Genomic DNA, 11,709 nt, shown 5'->3' on the forward strand with positions numbered 1-11,709 from the left:
GCTATTTATAGATAGTTAGGCGTCTTTTCGTTAAAAGGAACGGTTTCTTTGTACCGAGATGTTTTAAAAAACGTATTGCCTGTGATATGAAGTTCGTATTTCGCAGCAGAATGCTAATGATAGTAGACTGGGGGAAAGAGGGTTTTAGGGGAAGTAAAAAATCTTATTTGAAATAATCCTGTATAATGTATACAATGTACATTATACAGGATTATTTCAATATTTTGATTGGGAGTGTGGTTTATGCGTACAGAACACGACTTTTTGGGAGAAATGAACTTGCCGGATGACGCATACTATGGAGTTCAAACAAAACGTGCTGTCCATAATTTTTCGATTACCGGTCATAAGATAAACCGGGATTTTATTATTGCCTTAGCTATTATTAAAAAGGCGGCAGCCAAGGCGAATGTCAAGACAGGACAATTACCACTCGATGTCGGCACAGCAGTTGTCCAATCATCCGAAGAGATTATTAATGGAAAATGGCATGAACAGTTTGTCGCTGATAGTATACAGGGCGGTGCAGGGACTTCTATAAACATGAATGTCAATGAAGTAATAGCTAATCTTGCAATAGAAAAGCTTGGTGGTAAGAAGGGCGCTTACGAAATTGTGTCACCCAATAACCATGTAAATATGTCTCAGTCAACTAATGATGTTATTCCCACGGCGATCCGTATTGCCACTATTGGAAAAGCTAATCATCTAATTAAGGAAATCGTTAATTTAGGAGATTCTTTATCCTGTAAGGCAGAGGAATTCTCCCGTGTATTAAAAATGGGCCGGACCCACCTTCAAGATGCTGTTCCCATTACGCTGGGACAGGAATTTAATGCGTATGCGAGCGTTGTTAACAGGGCTGCTAAACGGGTAAAAGCGGCTATGGCTAAGTTATACTGCATCAATATGGGAGCGACAGCAGTAGGGACCGGATTAAATGCCGAGCCCGAATATGTCCAGGAAGTAGTCCGGCAAATTGGGATACTGACAGGTGAGAATTTTGTGTCGTCACCAAATCTGGTTGATGCTACGCAGAATACGGACGATTTGGCCGAATTTTCCAGCGCTCTTAAAGTCAGTGCACTGGCATTATCAAAAATAGCTAATGATTTACGGTTAATGGCATCAGGCCCTAAATGCGGGTTCAATGAGATTTTGCTTCCGGCTATGCAGCCAGGCTCATCTATTATGCCAGGTAAAATTAATCCAGTAATACCCGAAGTGGTTAATCAGGTTGCTTTCCAGGTTTGTGGCAATGATTTAACTATCAGCTTAGCTGTTGAAGCTGGCCAATTTGAACTAAATGTCATGGAGCCAGTGATTGCTTATAATCTTTTTAATTCTATTGAATTCTTGACTAATGCAATCCGTGCGCTGAATTATAATTGTATTACTAACATTAGAGCTAATCTAGAACGATGTCAGGAAATGGTCGATAATAGTATCGGCGTTATTACCGCGATCTCACCTCATATTGGGTATGAGAAGGCGTGTGCTATCTCTCGTGAGTCCTTAGCAAGTGGTATACCGGTGAAGGAGATTATTATTGCTCAGAACTTGGTTCCAGCCGAACGGCTAGAAGTTATTTTATCGCCGGAAGAAATGACTAAGCCGGGTATTGCAGGAAAAGAATTTCTTTTGCTTGATCTTAAAGAACGTGGGGAAAAGGCAGTATAATAAATAGCTAAAATCTAATCTGTATATACTGCTGTTATCTTATCTTGGGAAGGTTTTTCTGAGTGAAAACCATATTCTTGGAGAAGCTATGCTATAATAGAAGCAGAACAAGTCCCAATGGGGGTAGGAGGCTTTATGGAAGAAATAATGAATGCCGTTACACACGGTGTAGGTGCAATTTTTGCCTTAGCCGGTCTTATTACACTGGTCGTATCATCTTATCTTCATGGTACGGTATGGCACATTGTCAGTTTCAGTATATATGGCACTTCGCTGGTTCTGTTATACTTGGCTTCTACGCTGTATCACAGCTTTACAAGCGAAAGGCTCAAACATATTTTTAAAATCTTTGATCATGCGGCGATTTATCTGTTGATTGCCGGCACCTATACGCCGTTTACACTGGTGTTACTCCATGGAACTCTAGGCTGGACCGTTTTTGGTGTAGTTTGGAGTCTGGCGTGTATCGGGGTTATATTAAAAGTTTTTTTTGTAAAGCGTTTTAATTTGCTGTCAACATTATGCTACATTGCCATGGGATGGTTTATCGTCGTGTTTATTAAGCCCCTTGCAGCAGCTTTGCCAACTGCCGGACTATACTGGCTGATTGCCGGCGGACTCTTCTACACAGTGGGAGCTATATTCTATCTCTGGCGAAAACTTCCCTATAACCATATGGTTTGGCACCTGTTTGTAATTGCCGGAAGCGCTGCCCATTTTATAACGGTGTTTTATTATGTCCTGCCTGTACCTGTTGCAGGTTCATAGACAGCAAACAAAAAAGGAGATGTCTCAAATAAGGTTTAAGACCTTATTCTGAGACATCTCTTTTTATTTATACAAAGCCTTATCGAGCTGGCTGATAAACGGGGAGATTTTTCCCTGATAAAAAAGGTTTAAGCGATGGAGCGCTCTTGTGCAGATAGTATAGAGGATATGCCGTTCTTCTGTGCGGTTATAATTGCTTTCATCAACATTAATAACCAAAACAGCGTCAAATTCCAGGCCTTTGGCAAGATAAGAGGGCATAATAACAATTCCGCGCGGGAATTGATCATCTTCACTGGTTACCAGCTGCAAATGTCTAATGTGGTCTTTCAGCTCAGCAAAAAGCATTTCTGACTCAGCGGTGCTTTTGCAAATAATTCCGATAGAATTCCAGCCATCTGCTATATGTTGCCGGATTGTTTTAAGCAGCATTTCTGACGATTCTTCAGGAGTTTCAGCAAAACATACAGTTGGTAAAGGACCTGGCCGGTTGATGGGTTCCACTTCGGTCTTATAAGGCAGTAAAGATTGGCAAAAGTCTTGAATCTGCTTTGTGGACCGGTAACTGCGGGTAAGACGGACCATGAACTGCTTTTCTATATTGATAATAGTACTGGCTGTATTAAAAGGCGCTGTATGTAAAAAAGGATGGAGTGTTTGTGCGGGGTCGCCAACAACTGTCCAGGAAGAATTAGGAAATAAATTTACCATTATTTTATATTGCAGCGAGGTATAGTCTTGAGCCTCATCAATTACCAAATGCTTAATATCCGGTTTGGCTGCAAAACCTTGTAGAATACCTTGGAAATAGAGAAAGGGAGGAATATCCTCATAAGGCAGGATACCTTGATTCATAAAGGCCAGGCTTTGCTTACGAATAGCATGCCACTTTGCAGGCAGCTTATTAGCCAAAAATTGAATAAGCCGGCTGTTTTTAGAATATAGGCGGCGATATTCCTCGAGAGGATTAAGGCTGGTGAGACGGTCAACTTTATCAATTAGTGGTTGAAGCTGCTGCCTGGCTTGAATTCTGGCCATCGCTTTAATCACCTTTTCATTTACTTCTTCGTCGCCTGCAATTAGTGCGGCCTCTTTCTCTTCACGCAGTGCATGGACGAAAGGACGCATGCGAATCTGAATTAGTTCGCGAATTTTCTCAAGCCTGATTGTAACAGGCATAGTAGAGTAACTGTCCAAGAAATAATGTTTCCAGTCATTTTGCGTAAAAATAATTTCACCTTGAATTTCAATATCGGGATACTCATTAACCAGGCTGGTTTGAATCCAGTTTAAATACTCCTGTAAAGCCTGATCAAAAATACCGGAGGACTTAAAGCGGATACCGGCAGAGCGGATTTGCGATGCTTCATCATCGGAACTTGCAAAAATATGCTCTAAATGCGCGGAGCGAGTTTCAAACTGTAAGGAGAGGTTTGCTGCTGATTGAGACACATAATCCTGAAAAGTCATTTGAGGAACATTTTCCTCTCCCAGTTCAGGCAAAACATTTGATACATAATCGCTGAACAGATGGTTGGGCGAAAGAATTAGAATGTTTTTAGAAGTGATTTTATCCCTGTCCCGATAAAGCAGAAAGGCTATACGGTGCAAAGCAACAGACGTCTTACCACTGCCAGCTGGCCCTTCCACAAAGAGAGCACGATGCGTTTCGTCACGAACGATCTGGTTTTGCTCACGCTGAATACTATTAACGATGGTATGCATTTTATCGTCAGCGCTTTTACCTAAAATTTCCTGCAAAACTTCATCATCTATTTTCCAGTCGGCATTAAACATATATTCCATGTGACGGTTGGTAATTTTATATTGCCGTTTTAGCGTAATAGATCCATTGATAATTCCGGCAGGGCAATTATACCAGGCTTTTCCCAGACCAAAATCATAGAACATGCCTGAAACAGGCGCCCGCCAGTCATAAACGAGAAATTCTCCTGTTTCTTTATGCGTAAGAGTAGAAATTCCTATGTAAATCTGTTCAGTTTGCTCCTGATAACCGGGAGTTTCTTCAATAAAATCAATTCGCCCGAAATAAGGGGAATTAATCATTTTTCTAAGCTTTTGGGCAGTTCCATGGGTAACTGCAGTAAGCGCGCGCTGGCGGTCAACAGTTTCGACTAGTTGCGCTTCATCGACAGCATTGCTGCCGCCATAATCCCAGTAGCTCTGCAAAGAAGCTCTAAGTTCGGCCTCCTGGGTGTAGCAATCTTTGTCACTTATCAGAAGTTGTTTTTCTATTTCTTCAAGCGTCATATCAAGTCGCCGTAATTCGGCTTGCCGTTCTTGATCGTTCATGATAGGGCCTCCGATTTTACAGAATGGAAGGAAACGAAGTTGACAAGGGGCTGATTCTCGCTGTATAATTACTTTGGATTATTATGAATGAAATCAAAATATGCAGACTTATATACTAGCAGGATTTCTAGTAAAATACAATGATCATAGATGCTTATATTCTGCCCAGAACAGCAGTACCGGCAAGTAATGCTCTTTATTGCTTATTCTTTCATCATTTCTAGTGAATATTCAATAACAACCCTGCGGTTTGCCGCAGGGTTTCTCTATTGCCAAAAAAGAAAGCAGGCAGGATTATACCTGCCTGTTTCAGCTCTGGATTATCGAATATAATTAATCCGGTTCGGTTTTCGGGCGGGTGTATTAACGGTATTAACTTTTTTATAGCCAAGAGCTACGGAGCAAATTGGTCTATAACCAGCGGGAATCCCTAATTCCTGCATATATTTTTTAGCATCAGGATGTTGAAAGAGGAAGAGGATTAAGTTCACCCAGCACGAGCCCAGACCGATGGATTCTGCAGCAAGCAGCATATTTTGATTAGCTGCGGCGCAGTCTGATTCAATTGAGGTAGCGTCTTCTTTGCCGGATACAAGAATTACTGTAGGCGCTCCATAAAAAATATGTAGTTTTTCATTATGGGCCATTGCGCGGATATGCTCATTATCAAAGGTCTTAGCAGTTTCCTTTGCATGTTCATTCAGCCAGTTGAGCAATTCTTTATTTTGAATTACAGTAAAGTGCCAGGCTTGTTGGTTTATCGCACTTGGGGCATACAAGCCAGCCTCTAAAACGCTTTGAAGTTCGTCCTCCTTTATTTGCTCATCAGTAAAGCTGCGAGTACTGCGCCGGGTTATTATGGTATGAATAGTATCATTAGCAATCATGCAATCAGGCCTCCTAATCATCTCTTTCTATTATATACGCAGGCAGGTGAGGATATCCTGCAAAAGTAATTCTCAATTGACCAGCTTCCCGTGGATGGTATTGTACAATAGGGTTAGCAGGAAACTGCAGTAGGAGAAAAAGTTGTGGACATTAAAGTAAAATTGGCTTATATAATTATTGATCTTGTTTTGCCGTTAGTGCTGGGGTATCTGTGCAAGTATCACAATAGAAGCTATGAAGGCTTTTTTCAAAAAATGATTGACAGTAACATCTGTATCATCTATCCGGTCTTATCGGTTTTGACCTTTTGGGTGCTTTCTTTGCACTATGAACTAATTTGGTTTCCTGTATTCGGTATCTTACTCAGTCTCATTCCCGGGGCAATCGCTTATTTGCGGGTCAAGAGTAAGTATACCGACGAACTGGACAAAGGAACCTATATTATTTGTGCCATGCTGTCTAACGTAGGTACGCTTGGGGGATTATGCGCTTTTATCCTGTATGGTGAAACCGGATTTGCATACACCCAATTAGTCGTATTGCTGCAGACGGTGATTACCTTTATGTTTTGCTTTCCTTTAGCACACTATTATTACCAGAAGAGCGTTCAACAATGTCAGGAAAGGCAATCTCTTGCGGCAATGTTTTTAAATCGTACCCAACTGCCGGTTGTTGGGATGGCAATAGGTCTGCTGCTTAGTTTCGCCGATATTCCCCGTCCTGAGCTGGCAGGACAATTAGTTGATCCTCTGGTGCACCTCGGTGCATGGACAGCTTTGCTGCCTATAGGCTATTCTATTGACTTTTGCCAAATGCGGACCTGCTATACAGGAATCTTAGATCTTATTCCGATTAAATTTATCGTTACTCCGATTATATCTTACTTATTAGCAATGCTTGTTTTTACTGATGAAATAGCACGCAATACCATTCTGATACTGGCCTGTATGCCAACTGCCATTAATGCTGTGGTAGCTGCAAAGATTCATCATCTTAATTTGAATATTGCCATGGCTGCTTTTGTACTTACGACAGTGGTATTTCTGCTAGTGGAGTTTCCCTTGTTGTTTTTGTGGCTTCATTTGCAATAAAAGGGGCAAAACGCTTTTTTGTATGTACCAGCAAAGAGATGAGTGAAAAAGCCCGGCTTTCTACTTTTGTCATCGAAACAAAAGTAGGCAAAAATTTTAGGCCTGTCTTCCAATAGCCTTGGCAACTTGTCGGCTTACTAAAATTCGTAAACTCGCTATCGCTCAAACAGTACGAATTTCTTAACGTAAGCCGGCAAGTTGCCATCCTTCGGACCGGCTATTTCCAGAAGGGCCGAAAAAATGAGGAATAGATACGAAGGAATTAGAACAACAAAAATAGGGACTGCCTCATTCGTTAGTGAGGCAGTCCGTTTACTTTTTCATAACTTGGCCTCAAGCGGGAGATACTTTTTTAATGAGTATTCTTTTACCGGGAGGTTTCACCTTGGAGAAAAACGATAAAGGATTGTCAGCCTGGCAATTGACAATGATGGCTTTAGGAACAGTTATCGGCGGCTCCTTTTTTCTTGGATCAGCAGTTGCTATTCAGGCAGCAGGTCCTGCAATCCTGATTTCCTATTTGCTGGCAGGCGCTTTGGTTTATGTTATTCTCTTTGCCCTGTCAGAAATGACAGTCGCCGATCCTGCTCCCGGTTCATTCCGCACATTTGCGCAAAAAGCGTATGGGCCTGGACTGGGATTTGTAGTAGGGTGGGTATATTGGAGCGGCATGGTACTTGCCATGTCCAGTGAAGCTGCTGCAGTATCCATTATCCTGCAAAAATGGTTTCCAGCATTGTCGGTACCCTTATTGGGAGCTTCCGTAATTATTGGCGTGACTTTTCTAAATTTGCTTGGTGCTGATAAGTTAAGCAAGCTAGAAAGCGGGCTGGCGGCTGTAAAGCTGCTGGCGATTGTCGGCTTTGTTGTGGTAGGTGTCGCTTTAATCAGCGGCGTTTTTAATGGTACAGGGCAGCGTGTGGGTGCAGGGGCATTGTTAGCAGAACCCTGGTTTCCCCAGGGAATAGCAGGTATTGCCGGAAGTATGTTAATTGTTATGTTTGCCTATGCGGGATTTGAAATTATTGGCCTGGCAGCTTCGGAGACTGCTAATCCTGCCGAAACGGTTCCTAAAGCAATTTCCTATACGATTGCAGGATTGGCAGGTCTGTATATTACTGCAGTACTTATTTTATTGCCGCTTATTCCAACTGCTGCTTTAAGTACCACTGAAAGTCCGTTGGTCTTGGCTTTGGACCAGTGGAATCTTGGCTGGGCAGGTACGGCTATGAATATTGTTTTAGTGACTGCTATTCTTTCCACTATGCTTGCCGCCATGTTTGGTCTGGGCCGGATGATCCGTTCGCTGGCCGAGGAGGGACATGCGCCTGACTGGGTGAAGGATTCGGGTGATATACCACGCAAGGGAATTCTGTTTTCAGGGGCTGCCATGTTGACGGCGCTGGGAATGGGTTTCTTTCTTCCTCAGCAGGTCTATCTTTTTCTTGTCAGCTCAGGTGGGTTTTCCCTGCTTTTTGCCTATGTAGTTATTCTAGCCTCTCATTATAAGTTTCGTAAGGAACATGGCTGCTCACCTGATGGCAAGTGCCAGCTTCCCGGCTACCCCTATACTTCGTGGCTGGCTTTGGCAAGCTGCATATTAATCATTGCCAGTATGCCTCTTATTCCGGGGCAGGGAGCGGGTCTTGCGGCTGGAATGGGTTTAGTTCTTCTGTTCTCAGGAATTTATATTGGTCAAAAGTTCTATCATAAAAGAGCAGCAAGTGCACTCGGAGTTGCCGGGGAGCAGCTTCAATTTGAAACCGCTGAGGAACTGGCGCCTGATCAGTCTAAAATTGAACAAAAAAAGAATATTCACGAACAAGAATAAAAAGCGTTGCCTTGCAGAAAGCAGGGCAACGCTTTTATATTTAGCTTCTTGTACGGGCCATTAGACGGGACATTTTATCTGCAAAACCAATTGGATCTTCTGGCGGCAGACCTTCAATCAGCATGGCCTGAACATAAAGCAAATCGCAATAATCCTGGAAGGCTTCCGAATCAGGAGCAGTTTGATATAGATTCTTAAGTGCAGCAAATACTTCGTGATCAGGATTAAGTTCAAGAATACGTTTCGCTTTGAACATAGTCTTGTTCATTTCGGCCAGAATCTGTTCCATAGAGAGGCTGATGCCGCTATTGTCACTGACTAGGCAAACTGCGCTTGATTTTAAACGGCTGCTAATTTTAACATCAGCAATTTTACCATTCAAGTGCTCTTTTACTGCTTTAATCAATCCTTCATTTTCCTTGGCAAGAGCTTCGGTATCTTTTTTGCTTTCTTCTGTATCGATTTCGTCAAGATTCAAATCCCCGCGGCTGACGGACTGGAAATTCTTTTCTTTGTATTCCCGTAAAGCGTCAATAGCAAATTCGTCTACCTGGTCAAACAGATAAAGGACTTCAATTCCTTTTTCACGCAGCAGCTCCAGCTGAGGCAGGCGCTCTACCGAGGCCTGATCTTTGCCGGTAGCATAATAGATCGATTTTTGGTTTTCTTTCATACGCTGCAAGTACTCATCCAGGGTAGTCAGTTCTTCGGCTGAGCGGGAGGAGGAGAATAATAACAAATCTTTTAACTTTTCTCTGCTTTGGTAATCGGAATAAACACCGATTTTAATTGCCCTGCCAAATTCTTTCCAAAATTTTTCGTATTTTGGGCGGTCTTTGCTTAATAGGCCAGTCAATGCCTTGAGGACATTCTTTTCCAAATTCTTGCCGATTAGTTTTAGCTGACTGCTGTGCTGCAGAAGCTCCCGGGAAATGTTTAAGGAAAAGTCAGGTGAATCAACTAAGCCTCGGACAAAGCGCAGGTATTCAGGCAATAAGTCCTTACAGTTGTCCATGATGAAAATTTGTTTTGAATAAAGCCGGATACCGGCAGCAGCCTCGCGATCATAGAAGTCATAAGGAGCATGAGAAGGAATAAACAAGAGTGACGTGTATTCAACAGCGCCTTCTGCTTTGTTATGAAGAATTTCCAAAGGTTCTTCCCAGTCGTGGAACAGATTTTTGTAGAAATCGTGATATTCTTCATTCGTTATGGAGGCTTTGCTCTTTGTCCACAACGGCGTCATGGAGTTTAACGTACGTAACTCTATAACTTCTTTTACCGGTGCATCTTCAATAACCTTGCCCTCTGCATCGCGTTCACGCTCTTCTATTACAAAATTCATTTTAATGGGGTAGCGGATATAGTCGGAGTATTTTTTTATTAGGGATTGAATATTGGTGGTCGTTAAGAAGTTTTGCTCCGGCTTTTCAGGGGAGTGAAACTCTGGTTTTAGGCTTAGGGTAAGCGTAGTTCCGCGCTGCGGTTTGTCAATTTCCTCAATCGTATATGTACCATCACCGGTTGATTCCCATTTAATGCCCTTCTCCTGGCCGGGAGCACGCGTCAGGAGGGTTACTTTATCAGCAACCATAAAAGCTGAATAAAAACCAACGCCGAATTGACCGATTAACTCATGATCAGCAGTTGCTTCGTTCTCTTTGAGCTTTTCAAAAAAAGCTTTGGTACCTGATTTGGCAATTGTACCAATGTTTTCAATTACCTCATCATAGGTCATGCCAATACCATTATCAGAAATCGTTAATGTGTGGCTGTTTTCATCGGGAACAATAAAAATTTCAAAATCACGGTTGTTCTCGAGTAAGTCTTGATTTGTTAATGACTCAAAGCGAATCTTATCAATTGCATCAGAGGCATTAGAGATGAGTTCCCGTAAAAATATTTCCCGGTTAGTATAAATAGAATGAACCATTAAATCCAGCAGTTGTTTGGTTTCTGCCTGAAATTCCCTGGTTTCTTTGGTAATAGCTTGTTCAGTCATGCATATTCTCCTTTTTAAGTAATTTTAAGTGAATAAGCGATTGTTAGCACTCTAGTTAAATGAGTGCTAACGTTATTTCTATCATAACGCGATATTTGTGTAAAATCAATTATTTTTCCAGCAAAATATGCAAAATTTACAGCTTATTTACTATTGACCCTGTTTCAAAAAGAAATTTTTAGTGAATTTTAACCATTCCCGGGCGGCAAAAGATAAGTAACGGTTTTTTTTACGGATAATAGCTAGTTTCCAGGGAATAACCGGATCTGTTAAGGGGATGCAGCGGAAACGCTCGCTGTCTAACCCCTTGCAGATTGTTTCCGGTAATAGGGCGATGCCAAGCTTTGCACCTACCATTTCTCCGATAAAATCCCATTGCGAGCTTTGGCAGGCAATAGCAGGCCGGAAGCCTCTGGCCTGGCATTGGTCGAGAATGTGATCATATAAAGAAAAATCCTCTTTATATAACACAAAGGGTTCCTCCTTGAGATCCGATAAGGTGAGTTCAGGCTTTTCGGCAAGTGGATGATCGCGGTACAAAACAATGCATAATGCTTCATTCACAAAAGAAAAAATTTCTAACCCATCCAGGCTTGCCGGCAGGGCGATTACACCAATGTCCAGTGTCCCCTCTTCAACACCTCTTTCGATTTGCTTTGAGCCAACCTCAATTAATTTGATTTGAATATGCGGGTAAGTTTGTCTGAAGAGGCCAATTACTTTAGGGAAAAAGCGTGCGCCCACCATGGGGGGGAGACCAATGGTGATCTCGCCACGCTGCAGGTTAAATATTTCGCTTAATTCGGAGGTGAGATCCTGAAACTCCAGAACAACATGCTGCGCTTTTTCGAAAACTGCTTTCCCGGCATCGGTTAATTCAATCTCCCGCCCAGTTCGCTCCAGGAGAGTAACATTTAATTCGTTTTCAAGAGTTTTAATTACTTTACTGATAGAGGGCTGACTGACACGCAGAGTTTGTGACGCTTTTGTAAAACTTTTTTGGCGGGCTACTTCAAGAAAGTAACTTAAATGCAATATATCCACATGAATCCTCCGATGCTAACTGCATTATAGCTTTAACGCATAGCTGTTATATATTACAAGTATTTTATTATTCCTGCCAGCCGCTGTAGACT

The 11,709-nt window shown here is 42.2% G+C and carries 8 protein-coding genes; 4 read left to right on the forward strand and 4 right to left on the reverse strand.

Going from position 1 to position 11,709, the window contains the following annotated elements; translation table 11 throughout:
- Positions 1-243 precede the first annotated feature (243 nt).
- Together RTR76_RS06785 and RTR76_RS06790 are read left to right on the forward strand one after the other, a co-directional pair.
- Positions 244-1,680 carry an aspartate ammonia-lyase gene (locus RTR76_RS06785; RefSeq protein WP_312518273.1) on the forward strand — a complete coding sequence of 479 codons (1,437 nt, stop codon included), beginning with the start codon at positions 244-246 and terminating at the stop codon, positions 1,678-1,680.
- 135 nt (positions 1,681-1,815) lie between these two features.
- Complete coding sequence (locus RTR76_RS06790) at positions 1,816-2,448, forward strand: hemolysin III family protein (RefSeq protein ID WP_312518276.1); 633 nt, start codon at positions 1,816-1,818, stop codon at positions 2,446-2,448.
- A 63-nt stretch (positions 2,449-2,511) separates the two neighbouring features.
- On the opposite strand, the gene RTR76_RS06795 is transcribed toward RTR76_RS06790, so the two are convergent.
- The gene (locus RTR76_RS06795; protein WP_312518278.1) at positions 2,512-4,761 is read right to left on the reverse strand and encodes a UvrD-helicase domain-containing protein; all 2,250 of its coding nucleotides are present in this window, start codon (positions 4,759-4,761) and stop codon (positions 2,512-2,514) included.
- 320 nt (positions 4,762-5,081) lie between these two features.
- Positions 5,082-5,648: a nitroreductase gene (locus RTR76_RS06800; RefSeq protein WP_312518281.1), complete on the reverse strand. Its 567-nt coding sequence runs from the start codon at positions 5,646-5,648 to the stop codon at positions 5,082-5,084.
- 144 nt (positions 5,649-5,792) lie between these two features.
- Here RTR76_RS06800 and RTR76_RS06805 point away from each other — a divergent pair, with 144 nt between their 5' ends.
- Together RTR76_RS06805 and RTR76_RS06810 are read left to right on the forward strand one after the other, a co-directional pair.
- A complete protein-coding gene (locus RTR76_RS06805) occupies positions 5,793-6,740 on the forward strand; it encodes a transporter (protein ID WP_312518283.1) in 948 nt (315 codons plus the stop codon).
- Positions 6,741-7,125: 385 nt separating this feature from the next.
- On the forward strand, positions 7,126-8,571 hold the full coding sequence (locus RTR76_RS06810) for an amino acid permease (RefSeq protein ID WP_312518285.1): 1,446 nt from the start codon (positions 7,126-7,128) through the stop codon (positions 8,569-8,571).
- 40 nt (positions 8,572-8,611) lie between these two features.
- Here the strand turns inward: RTR76_RS06810 and htpG are convergent, their stop codons facing one another.
- Positions 8,612-10,573, reverse strand: a complete 1,962-nt coding sequence (htpG, locus tag RTR76_RS06815; protein WP_312518287.1) for a molecular chaperone HtpG — start codon at positions 10,571-10,573, stop codon at positions 8,612-8,614.
- Positions 10,574-10,723: 150 nt separating this feature from the next.
- Positions 10,724-11,617 (reverse strand): LysR family transcriptional regulator, encoded by an 894-nt coding sequence (locus RTR76_RS06820; protein WP_312518290.1) that lies wholly within the window; start codon positions 11,615-11,617, stop codon positions 10,724-10,726.
- Between the last annotated feature and the right edge of the window lie 92 nt (positions 11,618-11,709).

Source organism: Anaerospora sp. (assembly GCF_032013335.1).
Taxonomy (GTDB): Bacteria; Bacillota; Negativicutes; order Sporomusales; family DSM-15969; genus Anaerospora.

What these genes read in the sequence shown, in the direction of transcription:
- RTR76_RS06785 (WP_312518273.1), top strand. Translation starts at nt 244, where the DNA reads ATGCGTACAGAACACGACTTTTTGGGAGAAATGAACTTGCCGGATGAC.
- RTR76_RS06790 (WP_312518276.1), top strand. Translation starts at nt 1,816, where the DNA reads ATGGAAGAAATAATGAATGCCGTTACACACGGTGTAGGTGCAATTTTT.
- RTR76_RS06795 (WP_312518278.1), bottom strand. Translation starts at nt 4,761, where the DNA reads ATGAACGATCAAGAACGGCAAGCCGAATTACGGCGACTTGATATGACG.
- RTR76_RS06800 (WP_312518281.1), bottom strand. Translation starts at nt 5,648, where the DNA reads ATGATTGCTAATGATACTATTCATACCATAATAACCCGGCGCAGTACT.
- htpG (WP_312518287.1), bottom strand. Translation starts at nt 10,573, where the DNA reads ATGACTGAACAAGCTATTACCAAAGAAACCAGGGAATTTCAGGCAGAA.